We start from the raw sequence: 17,924 nt of genomic DNA, 5'->3' as shown, positions 1-17,924 counted from the left end.
ATGCGTATCGCGTTTCTGGTGGCACCCGAGGGCGTCGAGCAGGTCGAGCTGACCGAGCCGTGGAAGGCCGCCTCGGACGCCGGGCACGAACCGGTGCTCGTGTCGACACAGCCGGGGAGGATCCAGGCGTTCAACCATCTGGACAAGGCGGACACCTTCCCCGTGGACGAGGTGGTGGAGCGGACGTCGGCCGGGGCATTCGGCGGTCTGGTGCTGCCGGGCGGGGTCGCCAACCCGGACTTCCTGCGGATGGACGAGAAGGCCGTCGCGTTCGTGAAGGACTTCTTCGACCAGGGCCGGCCGGTCGCCGCGATCTGCCACGCGCCGTGGACGCTGGTGGAGGCCGATGTGGTGCGCGGCCGGGTGCTGACGTCCTGGCCGAGCCTCGCGACCGACATCCGCAACGCCGGCGGCACCTGGGTGGACGAACAGGTCAAGATCTGCGACCACGGCTCCAACCAGCTCGTGACCAGCCGTAAGCCGGACGATCTGAAGGCGTTCTGCGACGCGTTCCTGCACGTGTTCGCCGGGGAGCCCGGCTGACCGCACCGCCACCACCCGTGTGCCACGGGGCCGGCCCGCTTCCGGGCCGGCCCCGTTTGTTGTGCCTCGCGTCCCGTCAGGTGCCGGAGGCGTCCGGGGTCGCCGCCTCGCCGCAGCCGCGCTCCCGGGCGCCCTCGCGGGTGCGGCCCGCGCTCACCAGGCGGCGGGGGTTGCGCCGCAGATACTCGCCCTCCAGCTGCGCCATCCGCTCGTTATGGGCCCGCAGTGCGTCGTTCGAGCCGTACAGCAGGGTGTCGTGGCGCGTGCGGTGGATCGTCTCCAGCTCCTTCATGAGCTGCTGGTCGTCCAGCCGGCTGGGGTCGACTCCGGTCATGGTGGTGCCCCGCTCGTCGTGTTCGTTCATGGGGTACGGGTACCCGCCCGGCATGCACTGCCCCCGAGTGATTTCCGGGAGGAATCCATGGAGCTCGCGTTCCTGAATCCACTGTACGAACATCCGGGGTCCTGGGCCTCCGCATACGTCGACCTGTCACAGCACGAGGAGGACATGCACACCCGGCGCAGGCTGACGGCCGAGGCGGTGGCCCGGCAGCTGCGGGAGCAGGGCGCCGACGAGGCCACCTGCCGGGCGGTGCACGACGCGGTGGCGGCCCTCGAGCGCAGCACCGAGCCGTACGGGCGGGCCGTGTTCGCCCGGGACGGCGAGGTGGTGCTCCAGGTGCCGCTGACCCAGGCCCCGCCGCAGGGCCTGGTGCGCTGGGGCACACTGCCGCACGTCACCCCGCTGCTGGACCTGGCCGGCGAGGACCCGGTGTCGCTGGTGGCGTACATCGACCGCACCGGGGCCGACTTCGAGCTGCGCAGCGCGGTGCTGCGGGAGGAGGCCGGGCATGTGACGGGCAGCCGGCAGTGGCCGATGCACCGGGCGAAGGCGACCGACTGGTCCGAGCGGCACTTCCAGCTGAAGGTGGAGGACACCTGGGAGCACAACGCGCGGGAGATCGCCGAGGCGCTCGCGGCCTGCCAGGCCGAGACCGGTGCCGATCTGCTGATCCTGTGCGGGGAGCAACGCGAGTGCCGGTCGGTGCACGAGCGGTTGCCGGCGCATCTGCGGGACCGGGCCGTGGAGACCGAGCACGGCGTGGGCAGCCGGCTGCTGCCGCGCGAGGTGGCGGAGATCCGGGCCCGGCATGTGCGGGAACGGATCCTGGCCGAGGTGGACCGCTACCGGTCCGCCCGGACGCCCGACGAGGAGCGGCGGGCGGCGGCCGTCGAGGGCGTGCCCGGGCTGATCGAGGCGGCCCGCGAGCACCGGCTGGCCGAGCTGCTGATCCTCCCGGACGGGCCGGACACCGGGCGCGAGGTGTGGGTCGGCGAGGACCCGGCCCAGCTGGCGGAGCGCCGTACGGAGCTGAGGGACCTCGGCGAACAGCAGGCCTGGCCGGCCCGCGCCGACGACGCGCTGGTACGGGCGGCCGTGGTGACGGACGCGCCGGTCTTCTCGCTGGCGCCGGTGCTGGCGGACACCGGCGAGGAGGTCCCGGCGGGCGGCATGGGCGCGCTGCTGCGCTGGCGGTAGCGGCCCGGTGTCAGGGGCGCGGGTCGGCGATAGCGGCCCGGTGTCAGGGGCGCGGGCCCGGGGTCACCGGGCCCGCTCGACGCGGCGTTCGTCCCAGACCGGTTCGGGGGTCTCGCGGACCCGGCCGTCGCTGCCGAAGACCAGGAAGCGGTCGAAGGAGCGGGCGAACCAGCGGTCGTGGGTGACCGCGAGGACCGTGCCCTCGAACGCCTCCAGTCCCTCCTGGAGGGCCTCGGCGGACTCCAGGTCGAGGTTGTCGGTGGGCTCGTCCAGCAACAGGGCGGTGGCGCCGGCCAATTCGAGCAGCAGGATCTGGAAGCGGGCCTGCTGCCCGCCGGAGAGCCGGTCGAAGCTCTGCTCGGCCTGCCGGGTGAGTTCGTAGCGGCGCAGCCGGGACATGGCCGCGCCCCGGTCCTGGGCGTGCTCCTTCCAGAGGATGTCGAGCAGGGTGCGGCCCTGGAGCGCGGGCTGGGCGTGGGTCTGCGCGAAGTGGCCGGGGACGACCCGGGCGCCCAGTTTCCACTCGCCCGTGTGCGCGACGTCCTCGCCGGCCAGCAGCCGCAGGAAGTGGGACTTGCCGGAGCCGTTGGAGCCGAGGACGGCGACCCGCTCGCCGTAGAAGACCTCCAGGTCGAACGGTTTCATCAGGCCGGTCAGTTCCAGCCCCGCGCAGGTGACGGCCCGTACGCCGGTACGGCCGCCCTTCAGCCGCATGGTGATCTCCTGCTCGCGGGGCGGCTCCGGCGGCGGGCCGGCCTCCTCGAACTTGCGCAGGCGGGTCTGGGCGGCGGCGTACCGGGAGGCCATCTCGTGGCTGACGGCGGCCGCCTGACGCAGGTTCAGCACCAGCTTCTTCAGCTGGGCGTGCTTCTCGTCCCAGCGGCGGCGCAACTCCTCGAAGCGGGCGAAGCGTTCGCGGCGGGCCTCGTGGTAGGTGGCGAAGCCGCCGCCGTGCACCCAGGCGTCGGCGCCGGCCGGGCCCGGCTCCACGGAGACGATCTTCTCGGCGGCGCGGGCGAGGAGTTCGCGGTCGTGGGAGACGAACAGGACGGTCTTCCGGGTCTCCTTGAGCTGCTGCTCCAGCCAGCGCTTGCCGGGCACGTCGAGGTAGTTGTCCGGCTCGTCCAGCAGCAGGACCTCGTCGGTGCCGCGCAGCAGCGCCTCCAGCACCAGCCGCTTCTGCTCGCCGCCGGAGAGGGTGCGCACCTCACGCCACTGGGCGCGCTCGTAGGGCACGCCGAGGGCCGCGGTGGTGCACATGTCCCACAGGGTCTCGGCCTCGTAGCCGCGCGCCTCGGCCCAGTCGGCGAGGGCTTGCGCGTAACCGAGCTGGGCGGCCTCGTCGTCGACGGTCATCAGGGCGTGCTCGGCGGCGTCGACGGCCTTCGCGGCTTCCCGGATCCGGGGCGGGGCGACGGAGACCAGCAGGTCCCGTACGGTCGTCTCGTCGCGTACGGAGCCGACGAACTGGCGCATCACGCCGAGGCCGCCGGTGACGGTGACGGTGCCGCCGTGCGGTTTCAGCTCGCCGGAGATCAGCCGCAGCAGCGTGGTCTTGCCCGCGCCGTTCGGTCCGACCAGGGCGACGACGGCGCCCTCTCCGACCCGGAAGGAGACATCGCCCAGCAGCGCCCTTCCGTCGGGGAGGTAGTACTCCAGGTGCGCGGCTTCCAGATGTCCCATGGGGAGGCATTCTGCGCGGCGCCCGGGCGCGAGGGCAAACGGGTATCGGGCGGCCACGGGTGTTCCGGCCGCCGCCGCGTCACCTCAGGGCCTCCCCCGTCGGGCCGCCCTCGTCGGCCGGTGTCACCGCGGCGCCCTCCCAGGACAGGGCCTTCCACCCATCGGACGGGGTGCCCTCCAGGACGATCACGCCGGTGTTCTCCAGGGGGCGGGCCGCGGCGAAGGCCACGTCGACGTTGGCGGCGCGGGCGGCGGTCCACACCCGGATCGCGGCGCCGTGGCTGATCATGGCGACGGTCCGGGCCCCGCTCGCCGCGGCCTCGGCCACCACGGCGTCGTACCGGCCCAGTGCCGCCGCGCCGCTCTCCCCGCCGGGCATCCGCAGCGCGGTGTCCCCGGACGCCCACGCGAACGCCGTGCGCATGTACCGACGGCCCTCCGGGGTGTGCCCGGGCAGCAGTTCCAGATCGCCGGCGGACAGCTCGCGGATGCCGTCCCGCACGAGCACCTCCAGGCCCCGGGCGGCGGCCAGCGGGGCGGCCGTCTGCTGGGTGCGGACCAGCGTGGAGGCGTACAGGGCGTCGATGTCCTCCCCGGCGAGCGCCCCGGGCAGCGCGGCGGCCTGTGCCCGGCCGAGCGGGGTCAGCCCCGGGCCGGGCACGGCGGTGTCCAGCAGGCCGTCCACGTTGGACGGGGTCTGGCCGTGCCGTACGAGCAGCAGCCGCATCCGGTTCACCTCGCGCGCGTACACAGGAAACGGGCCCTTCAGGGTAACCGCATCCCATGAGCCCTGACCTGGACCTGACCGCCCCCGCGTCGGCCGCCGCCCGCGCCCGGCTGCGCACGCTGCTCGACCTCGACGGCCGGCTGTTCGAGGCCGCCGCCGCCTGGCACTGGCCCGGCGCCGAGCGGGTGCTGCCCCGGCTGAGCCGGGCGGCGAACCACGGCGTGCTGTGGTTCGCGTCGGCCGCCGCGCTGGCCGCGAGCCGCACGCCCCGCTCCCGCGCCGCGGCGGCGCGGGGCCTGGCCTCGCTCGGCCTGGCCTCGCTGACGATCAACACCCTCGGCAAGCGCTCGGTGCGCCGGGCCCGGCCGGTGCTGGACCCGGTGCCGCTGGTGCGGCGGCTGTCGCGGCAGCCGATCACCACGTCCTTCCCGTCCGGGCACGCGGCCTCGGCGGCGGCCTTCGCGACCGGGGTGGCGCTGGAGTCGCCGGCGTGGGGCTCGGCGGTGGCGCCGGTGGCGTTCTCGGTGGCGATGTCCCGGGTCTACACCGGGGTGCACTTCCCGAGCGACGTGCTGGCCGGGGCGGCGCTCGGCGCGGGCGCCGCCTTCGTGGTACGGCGGCTGGTGCCGCCGCGCGCCCGGGTGCGGCTGCCCGCCCGGTCCCGGGCCGAGGTGCCCGCGCTGCCCGAGGGCGAGGGGCTGGTGCTGGTCGCCAACCGGGCGGCGGGGACGGCGGACCGGGTCGGGGCGCTGCACGACGCGCTGCCGGAGGCGGAGGTCGTCGAGTGCGCGCCGGAGGATGTCGGGGAAGAGCTGGAGAAGGCGGCGGCGCGGGCCCGGGTGCTCGGGGTGTGCGGCGGCGACGGCACGGTGAACGCGGCGGCCCGGGTGGCGCTGCGGCACGGTCTGCCGCTCGCGGTGCTGCCGGGCGGCACCCTCAACCACTTCGCCGCCGACCTGGGCGTGACGGACGAGCGTCTGCTGGCCCACGCGGTCCGGCACGGCGAGGCGGTCCGGGTGGACGCGGGCCGGTTCGCCGCCGGGGACCAGGAGGGCCTGTTCCTGAACACGCTGAGCCTCGGCGTGTACCCGGAGCTGGTGCGGGTCAGGGAGCGCTGGTCGCACCGGATCGGCGGCTGGCCGGCCGGGGTGCTCGGTGCGCTGCGCGTGCTGCGGGCCGGCGAGCATCCGCTGGAGGTGGAGGTGGGCGGTGAGCCGCGCCCGCTGTGGCTGCTGTTCGTCGGCAACGGGGTCTACCACCGCATGGGTCTCACGCCGGGCCGCCGGACCGATCTGGCGGACGGGCTGCTGGACGTGCGGGTGGTGCACGGGGGCCGCAGGCCCGCGCTGCGGCTGTTCGCGGCGGCCGTGGCGGGGCCGCTGACGAGGTCGCCGGCACACTCGGCGGTGCAGGTGAACCGGCTGCGGCTGACCGGTGTCGCCCCGGGCACCCCGCTCGCCTACGACGGGGAGGTCACGTCGGTGTCGGGCGAGGTGACGCTGGAGAAGCTGCCGGAGGCGCTGACGGTCTACCGCCCGCTGGACACCACCGCCTGACTTCGCCGCCTGATCACCCGTCAGTCCATATAGCGATACGCGGGTCTCATCATTCGGCATGCGCGCGTACGGTGGGGACGTACCGGCGGACGGGTACGGCCCGTCCGCCACGAGGGGAAGGGGTACGGCCATGCCGGAGGCACGGGAGACCGCCGTCTACACGCACGGGCACCACGAGTCGGTGCTGCGCTCGCACACCTGGCGGACCGCCGCCAACTCCGCGGCCTATCTGCTCGGCTCCCTGAAGCCCCACATGAAGGTCCTGGACATCGGCTGCGGACCGGGCACCATCACCGCCGACCTGGCGGAACTGGTCCCCGACGGCCATGTCACCGGCGTCGACCGGGTGCCCGGCGTGCTGGAGCGGGCCCGGGCCACCGCCGCCGGCCGGGGGCTGGCCAACGTCGACTTCGCGGTGGCCGACATCCACGCCCTGGACTACCCGGACGACACCTTCTGCGTGGTCCACGCCCACCAGGTGCTCCAGCACGTGGGGGACCCGGTGCGGGCGCTGCGCGAGATGCGCCGGGTGACGAAGCCGGGCGGGTTCATCGCCGTACGCGACGCGGACTACGCGGCGATGACCTGGTACCCGGCGGTGCCGGGGCTGGACGACTGGCTGGACCTGTACGAGCGGGTGGCCCGGGCCAACGGGGGCGAGCCCGACGCCGGGCGCCGGCTGAAGGCGTGGGCGCTGGCCGCCGGACTGACCGACGTCACCGCCACCACCAGCACCTGGACCTTCGCCACCGCCGAGGAGCGGGCCTGGTGGAGCGGGCTGTGGGCCGACCGCACCCTGGCCTCCGCGTACGCCGGCCAGGCGGTCCAGGGCGGTCATGCCACTTCGGAGCGGCTGCGGGCGGTGTCCGAGGCGTGGCGGGAATGGGGCCGGTGCGAGGACGGCTGGTTCGCCGTTCTGCACGGGGAGATTCTGTGCCGTAAAGAAGCCTGATCCGCGGATTTATGGAAACCAGATCTGCAGGAGGTTTCACACTATGGTTCCCATTCTGCTGGTGCTGCTTCTGGCCGTTGTTCTTTTCGGCGCCGGATTCGCGGTGAAGATACTCTGGTGGATCGCCCTGGCGGTGCTGGTCCTCTGGCTGCTGGGTTTCGTGGCCCGCGGCACGACGGCCGGCGGCGGCAGGGGGCGCTGGTACCGGTGGTGACATGACGCCCCGGCCGGTTTCCTAGTCGCGGGGCAGCAGCGGTCCGAGCGGCCCGAGGTCCAGGTTCAGGTCCTCGGGCCGCAGTCCGTAGCGGTCGCGCAGCTCGGCCATGCGTTCCTCCAGGAGCATCAGGGTGAGCCCGATCCGCTCCTCCTGCTCCTCGGTCAGCTCGCCGGTGTCGAAGCGGCGCACGGCCTGCCGCTCCATGAGCTGGCGCAGCAGTTCCACCACGGTCAGCACGAGTTTCACCAGGTCGCGCTCGACCGTGTCGGGTTCCAGGTCGAGCCGGTTGCGCGCGGTCACAGGACCTCCTCGGACGGCTCGGCGGGCCCGGCGGGCAGGAGCCGGGGCTCGAAGGGCGAGGGCACCGCCGCGTTGACGGAGCTGATCAGCGCGTTCAGGTCGATGCGGACCAGGTCGACGTCCGCGATCCGCAGGGTGATGTCCCCGGTGATGACGACTCCGCCGGCCAGCAGCCGGTCGAGCAGGTCGACGAGCGCGATCTCGCGCCGTTCGACAACGGTCACGACACTTCCTCCCCCGCGTCCGCGACGCCTGCGCCGTCTCCGGTGCCCGCGGTGTTCCCGGTGTCTCCTGTGAACGAATAAGCGGCCCACGGGCCGGTCAGTTCCACCCGGAATCCGGGCTCCTCGTCCTTCGTGTGGTCCACCAGTTCCACGAATTCCTCGGAATGGGCCCGGGGTACCAGATAGGCCGCGTTGAGCACATTCAGCCCCGACTCCCGGGAGAGCGCGGAATTCTGCGGAGGGTGCAGCCGGAAATCCTCGGCGCGTGCCGAAAGGCGTTCGTGCAGCGCGTGGGCGAACCGCTCGGCGCGCTGCCAGGTCTCCTCCTTCGCCTGACCGCGCGCGCGTCGCTGCCGCAGATAGTCGCGGCCGCTCGCGGGCTTCTCCGGGGCGGCGGGCGCCGACCCGGCCGGCTCGTCGGCCGCCTCCTCGGCGTACACCTTCACACCCCACTCCACCCGGCCGTCGAGCCGGTCGAGCAGGGCCCGGAAGTGGTCCTCGCGGGCCTCGATCATGACGCGTACGGCGCTGTCGTCCCGGAAGACGGTGGCGAGCCGCAGCGGCAGCGGGGTGGTGACCGTGGTGAGCGCGTCGACCACGCCCTGGTGGGCCCGGGCGGTCGCGGCGAGCCAGTCCAGGTCCTCCAGGTGGGCCTTGAGGGCCTCCTCGCCGAAGTCGGCCTCCGGGACCGTACTGACCACGGCGACCAGCCCGTGGTGGTGGAGCAGGCCGGCCGGGGCGCCCGCGACGCCCGTCAGCTCGGCCTGCAACGGCGTCCCGAAGGGACGGCAGACGGCGTACACGTACCGCAGTCCGGTCATGGGGCCTCCTTCGGGGCGCGGCCCGGCTCCAGTTCCTCCAGCCGGGCGAGCCGTTCACGCAGCTCGGCGTTCTCCCGGGCCAGCTCGTCGCGGCGGGCCCGGGAGGACAGGGCGGGATCGCTCTCCCACCAGTCGATCCCCATCTCCTTGGCCTTGTCCACCGAGGCGACGATCAGGCGCAGCTTGACGGTGAGCAGTTCGATGTCGAGCAGGTTGATCCTGATGTCGCCCGCGATGACGACACCCTTGTCGAGCACCCGTTCGAGGATGTCGGCGAGGTTGGCCCCCGATGCCTGTCCGTACGGTTCGGGCAGGCGGCCCGGTGTCGTCATCGACCACCCCCGCGCCCGGTGTGCCCGGGTTCCTCTTCCTCGTACTCGTCGTACTCGTCGTAGGCGCCCTCTTCGCCCTCTTCGGGCTCCTCGTCCTCTTCGGGCTCCTCGGGCTCCTCGTCCTCCTCCTCGTACCCGGCCTCGTAGGGCTCCTCTTCCTCTTCCTCTTCCCCTTCCTGTTCCTCGTCCTCGTACCCGGCCTCGGGCTCCCGGGCCTCGTCCGCGGACTCCTCGGGCTCCTCGCCCTCCTCCCCGGACTCCCGGTCCCGCTCCTCCTCGGCCACGGCGTCCTCGTGGCTGCGCACCACCTCGCCGTCGCGGATCTCGCCGCGCCAGGCGTCCTCCGCCTCTCCCTTGAGGGTGATGAAACGGGCGAAGTTCTTCAGGTCCAGCCTGGCCCGGCGGCCCTGGGCACGCCAGATGTTGCCGGTCTTCTCGAACAGGCCGGTCGGGTAGTACTCCATGACCAGCAGCACCCGGGTGAGGTTCTCCTCCAGCCGGTGGAAGGAGACCACGCCCTTGGTGGTGCCCTTGGCGCCCTCGGAGGACCACTGGATGCGGTAGTCGGGTATCTGCTCGGTCGTCTGCGCCTTCCAGCTGCGGGAGGACCAGAAGATCTTCGCCTGCCAGTCGGAGTGGGTGTCGTCGGAGCGGCTCGCGCTCTTGACGCCCTTGGCGAAGGTGCTGAAGCTCTGGTACTGCGTCCACTGGTCGTACGCGGTGCGCAGCGGCACGCCGACGTCGACGGACTCCATGATGACGGTGGGCTTCCTGCCCGCGCCGCCCTTCTTGCCCTTGCTGCCGCCGAGGCTTCTGACCGCGTCCACCACGCTGTCCTTGGCGCGGGAGGCGCCCAGCTCCAGCGCGGAACGCAGCGGGCCCTTGCCCTCGGCCAGCTTGCGGCCGCCTTCCAGGGCCAGCTTGGCGAAGCCCGGGCTGTTGCCCTCGGCGATGTCGTTGAGCCGGACGGTGGTCTCGCCGAGCTTGCGGCCGGCACCGGCCAGCAGCCGCTCGGCCTGCGCCGTCAGATAGGCACGGGCCTCCTCCTTGAGCCGGTCGGCGGCCTCGCTGTGGGCGAGGTCGGTCAGCGGGCCCGAGGCCTTGGAGGCCGTGGAGCGGAGGGTCTCGGTCATCGGTCATCGCCGCCCTTCGAGTGCCGGCCGGCGGCGCCGCGGGCGGCCTGCCCGGCCCCGGCCGTGCGCTTCGCCGCCGCCTTCCCGGCCGCGCCGGTCTTCCTGGTCGCTCCCTTGCCGGCGGAGGACAGAGGCTTCTTGCCCGGCTTCCGCCCGGGAGCCTTCTTCTGGGGGGCCTTCCGCTCGGCGGACCCCTTCTCCGAGGCCCCTTCCTCTTCGGCGGACCCCTTCTCCGGGGCCTCTTCTTTCTCGGCGGACCCCTTGTCCGGGCCCTCTTCCCCTTCGGCGGCCTCCTCGCCGGAGCCGCCGGACAACTGGTCGCGCACCTGGTCGGTGCGGCTGTGCAGCCGGTCGGCGAGCGAACTCATCCGCCGCTCGACCATCGCACCGGTGGCCGCCTTGCCGACGCCCCGCAGATCCTGGCGCAGCTGGTCCCCGATCTCCTGGAACTGCGGGTTGCTCTTCAGCTGCTGGTTCACCAGGTCCGCGAGCGTCTTCGGGCTGAGGTTGAGCTTCTTGCCGGCCACCAGGGAGCCGACCGCGAGCGCCATCTTCAGCTTCTTCGTGCGGCCCAGCAGATATCCGGCCCCTACGGCGAGGCCCAGTGCCGTTCGGTTCATCGTCCCGTCCCGTCGCCTGTCGTGTCGCCGGAGTGCAGTGCCGTCTCCAGCCGGTCGAGCAGTTCGTCCTCGCGCCGGTCGAACTCCTCCTCGGTGATCTCGCCCGCCTCCAGCTGCTCTTCGAGGCGGGCGAGCTCGGCCCGTACGGTGGCGGGGTCGTAGTAGATCCGTTCCGCCTCGCGGAGCACCTGCCTGACGGCCCAGCCGGCGCCGCGCACGGGGGCGAACGGCAGCATCAGGACTTCGCCGATCAGTCCCACGGTGTTCTCCTTCCGTCGGGCCGGGAGCGCTAGCGCGCGCCGGCGTCCGCGCCGGTCGTGGTGCCGGCGGGCTGGGCCGGGCCGGGGTCGACGAAGCTGTACGGCGGCAGCGGCCCGTGGACACGCAGGTCCAGGTGGGGGTGGCTCTGGCGGACCTCCTCCACGGAGGCCAGGAAGCGCTCGGCCGAGTCGCGTGGCACGAGGTACGACACGTTCAGCAGCCAGCCGGTGGACTCGGGGCCCACGCTGACCGCGGTCGCGGCCGGTGCCAGCAGGTCCCGTACCTGTTCGGCGTCGTCGGACTCCTTGGCCTTGACCAGATGGGCGACCAGTTCCCCGAGGCGGATCTTGTCGTCGTAGCTGCCTCCGCCGGCGCGGCGGTTGGCCTCGGCGAGAGCGCGTGCCTCGGTGTTCTCGGCCATCACCAGGTGCAGCACGGCCTCCTCGACATGGGTGGCCTTGACGTTGTACTCGACCTTGCCGTCCAGCTCCCGCAGCCGCTCGGCGTAGTGGTCCGCCCGCTCGGTGAGCACCTGGACCACCGCGTCGTCGTCCGTGGCGACGCTGCCGAACCGCATGGGCAGCACACAGCCGCCGGCCCCGGCCTCGGCGAGTACGTTCTGGTGCGCGAGCAGGTCGCGGCGCTTGGGGCGCAGGTCCTCGGGTGCGTCGCTGACCACGGCGGCCAGGTCACCGGCCGTGAGGACGCGCACCGGGCGGGCGGGCTCCCCCACCCCGGTCATGCCCTCGGGCAGCGCCGGGTGCGACCGGGAGGTGATGCCGTAGACGTAGGTGCTCACTCCTGCTCCTCCTTACTGCGCGACGGAGCCTTGCGGGCACGCGGCCGGGACTCGGTCTCCCCTTCCTGACGGGCCTGGTTGAAGGCGTCGGATATGGTCTGGGCGGCACCGGACAGCGCGCCCTTGGACTTGCCCCGGGCGCCCTTCTCGGTGACCTCGCCGACGATCTCGGGCAGACCGGGGCTCTTGCGCGGACCCGCCTCCAGGTCCAGGCGGTTGCACGCCTCGGCGAAGCGCAGATAGGTGTCGACGCTGGCCACGACGACGCGTACATCGATCTTCAGGATCTCGATCCCGACCAGGGAGACGCGGACGAACGCGTCGATCACGAGCCCCCTGTCGAGAACGAGCTCGAGCACGTCGTAGAGGCCGCTGCTGCCGCCTCCGCCTCCGGTCTGCTGTGCCGGAACAACAGTCATGCCGGCGATTCCTCCTCGTGCCTAGTAGGTGCACGGTACGGACGGTCAGGGCGCGCGCGGTGGGCTCAGCGGCCCCCGCGGGCGTCGGCCCTGCCGCGTTCGTAACGGCGGACGCGCCGGTATCCGGTCAGCTGCCCCTCGGGGTCCAGCTCGACCTGGTAGCTCGCCATCAGGCTCATGGTGTCGGGCACCCGGGCGAGTTCCAGCACCTCGACCTCGACGGACCAGCCGTCCTCGGTCTGCTCGAAGGAGGAGACCGTCTCGGGGACGAGCCCGGTGAGTTCGGTGAGCTGGGCGCGCGCCTGGCGCAGTACCTCCATGGGGGTCGGCCGGCGGCCGTCCGCGTCGTTCTGGTTCCGTTCGTTCCGCACGGAGTCGTGCGTGCCGTGCGTATCGTTCGTGTCGTGCGAGTTCTGTGATTCCCGTGAACTCTGTGTATTCGGTGTGCTGTTTGTGTTCGACATGGCCACCTCTTCCCTGCGTGTGGCCGTTCCTCCCTTGGCCAAACCTCAGGAGCGCATGTCGTCGAGGCGGCGCCGGGCCGGGCCGAGGGAGCGGCCCCGCCGCGGCAGGCCGGCCCACGGCTCGGTACGGGCCTGCTCGACGGCGCCGGCGAGGGTCCACCGGCGGGCGCCGAGCCCCGGATCGTCCACCTGCTTCCAGGCTAGGTCCTGTCGCCGGACTCCCGCCGTCCGCGCGGCGCCGCGGCTCATCGCACGACCGCCTCCTCGACCAGCAGCCGGGCCGCCGCCGCGATGCCCACGGAGTCGATGCCGGCCGCGTGCAGCTGCTCGTCCGGGGCGGCCGAGCCCGGCATGGTGCGCACCGCCAGCCGGACCAGCCGGGGGGCCGGCCGGCCGTCGCCGAACACCTCCGCGACGGCGTCCCCGAGGCCGCCCTCCGGGTGGTGGTCCTCCACCGTGAGCAGGCAGCCGGTCTCCTCGGCGGCCCGGCGCAGGGTGGCGGCGTCGACGGGCTTGACCGAGTACAGGTCGACGACCCGTACCTCGATGCCCTCCTCGGCGAGCCGGTCGGCGGCCGTCAGCGCCTCGGGCACGGTGACCCCGGCCGCGACGATCGTCAGCCGGTCGGCGTCGCCGGAGCGCAGCGTCTTGCTGCCGCCGACCGGGAACTCCTCGTCCGGGCCGTAGATCACCGGCGTCTTGCCGCGGGAGGTGCGCAGGTAGCGGATGCCGTCCAGCCCGGCCATGGCCGCGACCAGCCGGGCCGTCTGGTTGGCGTCGCACGGGTAGAGCACCGTGGAGCCGTGCACGGACCGGAACATCGCCAGGTCCTCCAGGCCCATCTGGGAGGGCCCGTCCTGGCCGATGGCGACACCGGCGTGCGAGCCGACCAGGTTGATCCCGGAGCCGCTGATGGAGGCCATGCGCACGAAGTCGTGGGCGCGGGTGAGGAACGCGGCGAACGTGGCGGCGTACGGCACCCAGCCCCGTGTGGCCATGCCGACCGCGCTGGCGACGAGCTGCTGCTCGGCGATGTAGCACTCGAAGTAGCGGTCGGGGTGTTCCTTGGCGAACTCCTCGGTGCGGGTGGAGTCGCCGACCTCGCCGTCCAGGGCGACGACGTCGCCGCGCGCGGTGCCGAGCGCGGCCAGGGCCTTGCCGAAGGCGTCCCGGGTGGCGGCCTCCTCGCCCACCTCGTAGTGCGGCAGCCGGACCGCCTCGGTGGTGAGGGAGCGCAGCGCGGCGGCGACCTGCGGTTCGCTCACCCGGACCCGCAGATCACGCTGCCCGCCGAGTTCGGCGATGGCCTCCTCGGCCTCGGGCAGCGGCTTGCCGTGCAGCCCCTCGCGGTCCTCCACGGCGGCCACGCCCTTGCCCTTGAGGGTGCGGGCGAGGATCACGGTGGGCTGCCCGACGGTGGACAGCGCCTCCCCGTAGGCCCGGTCGATCTTGTCGACGTCGTGCCCGTCGATCTCGATGGTGTGCCAGTCGAAGGCCTGGAAGCGGCGGGCGTAGGCGTCCAGGTCGTGGCCGTGCCGGGTGGGGCCGCGCTGGCCGAGCCGGTTGACGTCCACGATGACGACGAGGTTGTCCAGGTTCTCGTAGCCCGCGTGTTCGGCGGCCTCCCACACCGAGCCCTCCGCCAGCTCGCTGTCGCCGCACAGCACCCACACCCGGTAGCCGGTGCGGTCCAGCCGCTTCCCGGCGAGCGCGATGCCGACGCCGACCGGCAGGCCCTGGCCGAGCGAGCCGGTGGCCGTCTCCACCCAGGGCAGCCTGCGGGGCGTCGGGTGGCCCTCCAGCCGGCTGCCGAGCTTGCGGAAGGTGACCAGTTCGCCGTCCTCGATGGCGCCGGCCGCCTTGTACGCGGCGTACAGCAGCGGGGAGGCGTGTCCCTTGGACAGCACGAAGCGGTCGTTGGCGGGGTGTTCGGGGCGCTCGAAGTCGTAGCGGAGGTGGTTGGCGAGCAGGACGGCCAGCAGATCGGCGGCGGACATCGAGGACGTGGGGTGTCCCGATCCGGCGGCGGCGGACGCCCGCACGCTGTCCACGCGCAACTGCTGGCCGAGTTCGGCGAGTTCTTCGTTGTTCATGAGTCTCCTCGGTCTCCTTACGGGTCTGCTGGGGGCCGGCTCCGGTCCGTCCGCGGATTCAGCCGGCCGTCTCGGGGCCGTCGGCGGAGCCCGCCGTCTCCGGGCTGTCGGGGTGCGGGGCGGGGGCGGGGTGGCCGTCCGGCCGGATACCGCGGCTGCCGTGGGTCATGGGTTCGTCCTCCCCGGCGCCCTCCGCCCGTTCGTGTTCGTCATGTCCGTCGTGCCCGTGGTCTTCGTCGTGTCCGTGGTCTCCGTCGTGTCCGTGGCGTCCGTCGTGTGTGCCCGGCGTGCCGGGTTCCCCCGGGCCGCCCGGTACACGGGCCAGCTCCGGCGAGGCCGTCTCCAGCGGCACCGACCAGGCCCGCACCAGGCCCAGCTGTACGCCCTGGCGCGGGAGTACGGCGTCCAGGAGCCAGTCGGCGGCGACCCGGACGCGGTTGCCGGGCAGCGCGGCCAGGTGGTGGCCGCGGGTCACCGCGCCGGCCACCGGACCGGACAGCGGGATGCCGAACGGGTTGGCGGCGGCCCGGGCCCCGCCGAGGTCGACGGCGAACCCCCGGTCGCGGTGCCGGTAGGGGCGCCGGCGCCGGCCGAGCCCGAGCGAGCCGGCCAGGTTCTCCGCGGCCACCCGGCCCTGCCGCCAGGCGTGCTGGGCCGTCATGGCCGTGAACTCGCCCGGCCGGCCGGGGTCGGGCACGGCGGCGGCGTCCCCGCAGGCGAACACCTCGGGCCGGCCGGGCAGCCGCAGATACGGGTCGACGATCAGCCGCCCGCGCTCCAGCGGCTGCCCGAGGGCCTCCACCAGCGGATCGGGCCGTACGCCCACGCACCACACCAGGGTCCGGGACGCGAGGAACTCCCCGTCGGTGAGCAGCACCCCGTCCCGGGTGGCCTCCCGCACCGACGTGCCCGTGCGCACCTCGACCCCGCGCGCCCCGAGCACCCGCTCGGCGGTACGGGACAGCCGCTCGTCCAGCTCCGGCAGCACCCGCGGCGCCAGGTCCAGCAGGACCCAGCGGGGGCGCCGGCCGGCGGGCGGCGGCTGTCTGCGCGCCAGCCGGTCGGTGAGCAGCTGGGACTGGGCGGCCACCTCGGTGCCGGTGTAGCCCGCCCCGACCACCACGAAGGTGCAGCGGGCGGCGGCGGCCCGCGGGGTACCGGAGGCGGCCAGCTCCATCTGCCGGGTGACGTGGTCGCGCAGGTAGAGCGCCTCGGGCAGCCCGCGGAAGCCGTGCGCGTGCTCGGCGACGCCGGGGACGGGCAGCAGCTTGTTGACGCTGCCCACGGCCAGCACCAGCCGCTCGTAGCCGACCCGGCCCGTGGCGCCCTCGGGGTCGCGGTAGCGCACGGACTGCCCGTCCAGGTCGACCTCCTCGGCCTCGCCGAGGACGAGCCGCACCCCGCGCAGCGTGCCGGGCAGCGACACGGTGACCCGGCGGGCCTCCAGGACACCGGCGGCGACCTGGGGCAGCAGCGGCAGGTACAGGAAGTAGTCGGTCGGGTTGACGAGCGTGATGTCCGCGCGGTTCCGGGTGAGCCGGACCAGCGTGCGGGCGGCCCGGTACCCGGCGAAACCGGCGCCGACGATCACGACGCGGGGTCGGCTCACGGTGCGCCTCCGGCGGTGCGGCTGGTCCGAGGTCTTCCGCGTAACCGGGGCCGGGACGGCCAAACGCCGGGCGGGTCACCGCCTCGCCGTCCGGGGCGCCCCGGCGATCCGGCCGGGCACCCGGCCGCCCGCGCGTCCCCGCCCGCACCGGTGCCCGTGCCCCCGCCCGGCGGCGTTTCGCGCGGGCGCGCCCGGTTACCCGGCCCCACCAGGACCGGCGTCAGCCCCGCGGAGGTTTCCCCATGCCCGAGTACGGCTATTTCCTGGCGGCCGAGGAACACGACCCCGCGGCCCTGATCGAGCAGGCCCGGATGGCCGAGCAGGCCGGGTTCCAGGCGCTGTGGATCTCCGACCACTACCACCCGTGGAACGACGAGCAGGGCCAGAGCGCGTTCGTGTGGTCGGTGATCGGGGCGCTGTCGCAGGCGGTGTCGCTGCCCGTCGAGACGGCCGTGACCTGTCCGACCGTACGGATCCACCCGGCGGTGCTCGCCCAGGCCGCGGCGACCAGCGCGGTGCTGACCGAGGGCCGCTTCCGGCTCGGCGTGGGCACCGGTGAGGCGCTCAACGAGCACATCCTCGGCGACCGCTGGCCCCCGGCGCCGGTGCGGCTGGAGATGCTGGAGGAAGCCGTCGAGGTGATGCGCCGGCTGTTCACCGGCGAGGAGGTCAGCCACCACGGCAAGCACTACACGGTGGAGAACGCCCGCCTCTACACCGTCCCGGACGAGCCCGTCCCGATCGACGTCTCCGCCTTCGGCCCCAAGGCGCTCTCGCTGGCCTCCCGGGTGGGCGACGGCTTCATCACGATGACGCCGGACCAGGAGACGGTCACCCGGTTCCGCGAGGGCGGCGGCGGGACGAAGCCGGTCAGCGGCGGCACGAAGGTCTGCTACGGCACCGACCGGGACGCGTGCGTCCGTACGGTGCACCGGCTCTGGTACAACGAGCTGCTGCCCGGCGAGATGGGGCAGGTGCTGCCCTCGCCCCGGCACTTCGAGCAGCTGCACGAGCTGGTCACCGAGGACATGGTGCGGGAGAAGGTCGTGTGCGGGGACGACGCCGAGCAGCACGTGAGCACGTTGCGGGCGTTCGCCGACGCCGGGTTCGACCGGGTGTACGTGAACCAGATCGGCCCGGACCAGCGGGGGTTCTTCGACTTCTACCGGACGAAGGTGCTGCCGCAGCTCGCCGGGTGAGCGGTGTCAGGCCCTGTGGTGCGGGACGTCCGGCGGGTTCTGGGGCATCGGCGGGTAGGGCATGCCCAGGCCCGTCGGCGGGGCCCCCGGGGCGGCGCCGCCCACGACACGGTGCGGGGGGTGCGGGGCGTGCCGGCCGTGGGCCGCGCCGCGCAGGACGTACGCCACCGCGCCCAGCAGCGCCGCGGTGAGCAGGGCCGCGGCCCAGCCGGGCAGCCCGGACGCCAGGGCCAGGCCCACCGCGAGGGCCACCGCGCCGCCCGCGTACAGGGCGACGGCGCCCGAGGCCGCGTACAGCAGGGCGGTGCGGCGCTGCCTGCGGGACTGCTCGCGCAGTTCGTCGCGTACCGTCTCGCGGGCCACCTGGGCCAGTTCCTCGACCAGGTGCCGGTCCAGATGATGTTCCAGGTGTTCCGAACGGTTGTTCATACC

The 17,924-nt window shown here is 73.6% G+C and carries 22 protein-coding genes and 1 pseudogene; 6 read left to right on the top strand and 17 right to left on the bottom strand.

Annotated features, from left to right (window positions below; translation table 11 throughout):
• Entirely contained in the window at positions 1-543 is a 543-nt protein-coding gene (locus tag IE251_RS15860; protein WP_189753589.1) for a type 1 glutamine amidotransferase domain-containing protein, read from the top strand.
• A gap of 76 nt (positions 544-619) precedes the next feature.
• Here the strand turns inward: IE251_RS15860 and IE251_RS15855 are convergent, their stop codons facing one another.
• Positions 620-907 (bottom strand): DUF6158 family protein, encoded by a 288-nt coding sequence (locus IE251_RS15855; protein ID WP_030789224.1) that lies wholly within the window; start codon positions 905-907, stop codon positions 620-622.
• Positions 908-964: 57 nt separating this feature from the next.
• Between IE251_RS15855 and IE251_RS15850 the strand changes: the two genes are divergently transcribed.
• Entirely contained in the window at positions 965-2,083 is a 1,119-nt protein-coding gene (locus IE251_RS15850; protein WP_189753588.1) for a baeRF2 domain-containing protein, read from the top strand.
• A gap of 63 nt (positions 2,084-2,146) precedes the next feature.
• Here the strand turns inward: IE251_RS15850 and IE251_RS15845 are convergent, their stop codons facing one another.
• Together IE251_RS15845 and IE251_RS15840 are read right to left on the bottom strand one after the other, a co-directional pair.
• Positions 2,147-3,766: an ABC-F family ATP-binding cassette domain-containing protein gene (locus IE251_RS15845; protein ID WP_189753587.1), complete on the bottom strand. Its 1,620-nt coding sequence runs from the start codon at positions 3,764-3,766 to the stop codon at positions 2,147-2,149.
• Positions 3,767-3,845: 79 nt separating this feature from the next.
• A complete protein-coding gene (locus IE251_RS15840; protein WP_189753586.1) occupies positions 3,846-4,493 on the bottom strand; it encodes a histidine phosphatase family protein in 648 nt (215 codons plus the stop codon).
• Between the two features lie 56 nt (positions 4,494-4,549).
• Here IE251_RS15840 and IE251_RS15835 point away from each other — a divergent pair, with 56 nt between their 5' ends.
• The 3 genes from IE251_RS15835 (at position 4,550) to IE251_RS15825 (ending at position 7,215) form a co-directional block, all read left to right on the top strand.
• The gene (locus tag IE251_RS15835; protein ID WP_189753585.1) at positions 4,550-6,049 is read left to right on the top strand and encodes a bifunctional phosphatase PAP2/diacylglycerol kinase family protein; all 1,500 of its coding nucleotides are present in this window, start codon (positions 4,550-4,552) and stop codon (positions 6,047-6,049) included.
• Between the two features lie 130 nt (positions 6,050-6,179).
• Positions 6,180-7,001: a class I SAM-dependent methyltransferase gene (locus tag IE251_RS15830; protein ID WP_189753584.1), complete on the top strand. Its 822-nt coding sequence runs from the start codon at positions 6,180-6,182 to the stop codon at positions 6,999-7,001.
• 43 nt (positions 7,002-7,044) lie between these two features.
• Positions 7,045-7,215 carry a hydrophobic protein gene (locus IE251_RS15825; protein ID WP_189753583.1) on the top strand — a complete coding sequence of 57 codons (171 nt, stop codon included), beginning with the start codon at positions 7,045-7,047 and terminating at the stop codon, positions 7,213-7,215.
• A 21-nt stretch (positions 7,216-7,236) separates the two neighbouring features.
• Here IE251_RS15825 and IE251_RS15820 read toward each other — a convergent pair whose 3' ends face one another.
• The 13 genes and pseudogenes from IE251_RS15820 to IE251_RS15760 form a co-directional block, all read right to left on the bottom strand.
• A complete protein-coding gene (locus tag IE251_RS15820) occupies positions 7,237-7,518 on the bottom strand; it encodes a gas vesicle protein K (protein ID WP_189753582.1) in 282 nt (93 codons plus the stop codon).
• Positions 7,515-7,742 carry a gas vesicle protein gene (locus IE251_RS15815; RefSeq protein ID WP_189753581.1) on the bottom strand — a complete coding sequence of 76 codons (228 nt, stop codon included), beginning with the start codon at positions 7,740-7,742 and terminating at the stop codon, positions 7,515-7,517. The genes IE251_RS15820 and IE251_RS15815 overlap by 4 nt, the downstream gene beginning before the upstream one ends.
• Positions 7,739-8,563: a GvpL/GvpF family gas vesicle protein gene (locus tag IE251_RS15810; RefSeq protein WP_189753580.1), complete on the bottom strand. Its 825-nt coding sequence runs from the start codon at positions 8,561-8,563 to the stop codon at positions 7,739-7,741. The genes IE251_RS15815 and IE251_RS15810 overlap by 4 nt, the downstream gene beginning before the upstream one ends.
• Positions 8,560-8,895 carry a gas vesicle protein gene (locus tag IE251_RS15805; RefSeq protein ID WP_030789245.1) on the bottom strand — a complete coding sequence of 112 codons (336 nt, stop codon included), beginning with the start codon at positions 8,893-8,895 and terminating at the stop codon, positions 8,560-8,562. The genes IE251_RS15810 and IE251_RS15805 overlap by 4 nt, the downstream gene beginning before the upstream one ends.
• Complete coding sequence (locus tag IE251_RS15800) at positions 8,892-10,028, bottom strand: SRPBCC family protein (RefSeq protein WP_189753579.1); 1,137 nt, start codon at positions 10,026-10,028, stop codon at positions 8,892-8,894. Before IE251_RS15800 ends, IE251_RS15805 begins: the two co-directional genes overlap by 4 nt.
• Positions 10,025-10,648, bottom strand: a complete 624-nt coding sequence (locus tag IE251_RS15795) for a DNA primase (protein ID WP_189753578.1) — start codon at positions 10,646-10,648, stop codon at positions 10,025-10,027. Before IE251_RS15795 ends, IE251_RS15800 begins: the two co-directional genes overlap by 4 nt.
• Positions 10,645-10,908 carry a gas vesicle protein GvpG gene (locus IE251_RS15790; RefSeq protein WP_189753577.1) on the bottom strand — a complete coding sequence of 88 codons (264 nt, stop codon included), beginning with the start codon at positions 10,906-10,908 and terminating at the stop codon, positions 10,645-10,647. The genes IE251_RS15795 and IE251_RS15790 overlap by 4 nt, the downstream gene beginning before the upstream one ends.
• 29 nt (positions 10,909-10,937) lie before the next feature.
• Positions 10,938-11,708, bottom strand: a complete 771-nt coding sequence (locus IE251_RS15785) for a GvpL/GvpF family gas vesicle protein (protein WP_189753576.1) — start codon at positions 11,706-11,708, stop codon at positions 10,938-10,940.
• Complete coding sequence (locus IE251_RS15780; RefSeq protein ID WP_189753575.1) at positions 11,705-12,127, bottom strand: gas vesicle structural protein GvpA; 423 nt, start codon at positions 12,125-12,127, stop codon at positions 11,705-11,707. The genes IE251_RS15785 and IE251_RS15780 overlap by 4 nt, the downstream gene beginning before the upstream one ends.
• A 65-nt stretch (positions 12,128-12,192) precedes the next feature.
• On the bottom strand, positions 12,193-12,591 hold the full coding sequence (locus IE251_RS15775; RefSeq protein ID WP_189753574.1) for a gas vesicle protein GvpO: 399 nt from the start codon (positions 12,589-12,591) through the stop codon (positions 12,193-12,195).
• 45 nt (positions 12,592-12,636) lie between these two features.
• Positions 12,637-12,795 (bottom strand): annotated as a pseudogene (locus IE251_RS15770) (non-homologous end-joining DNA ligase); the annotation flags it as partial.
• A gap of 41 nt (positions 12,796-12,836) precedes the next feature.
• Positions 12,837-14,684: a transketolase gene (locus tag IE251_RS15765; protein WP_189753573.1), complete on the bottom strand. Its 1,848-nt coding sequence runs from the start codon at positions 14,682-14,684 to the stop codon at positions 12,837-12,839.
• Between the two features lie 58 nt (positions 14,685-14,742).
• Positions 14,743-16,293 (bottom strand): NAD(P)/FAD-dependent oxidoreductase, encoded by a 1,551-nt coding sequence (locus IE251_RS15760; protein ID WP_229896784.1) that lies wholly within the window; start codon positions 16,291-16,293, stop codon positions 14,743-14,745.
• 242 nt (positions 16,294-16,535) lie between these two features.
• Between IE251_RS15760 and IE251_RS15755 the strand changes: the two genes are divergently transcribed.
• The gene (locus tag IE251_RS15755) at positions 16,536-17,492 is read left to right on the top strand and encodes an LLM class F420-dependent oxidoreductase (protein WP_189753572.1); all 957 of its coding nucleotides are present in this window, start codon (positions 16,536-16,538) and stop codon (positions 17,490-17,492) included.
• 6 nt (positions 17,493-17,498) lie between these two features.
• On the opposite strand, the gene IE251_RS15750 is transcribed toward IE251_RS15755, so the two are convergent.
• A complete protein-coding gene (locus IE251_RS15750) occupies positions 17,499-17,921 on the bottom strand; it encodes a phage holin family protein (protein ID WP_189753571.1) in 423 nt (140 codons plus the stop codon).
• Positions 17,922-17,924 lie beyond the last annotated feature (3 nt).

Origin of the sequence: Streptomyces eurythermus, from assembly GCF_014649115.1 — a bacterium.
In the GTDB taxonomy this organism is placed as follows: Bacteria; Actinomycetota; Actinomycetes; order Streptomycetales; family Streptomycetaceae; genus Streptomyces; species Streptomyces eurythermus.
Note: the sequence above shows the minus strand (reverse complement) of the source record. Positions and strands in the feature narration are given on the sequence as shown.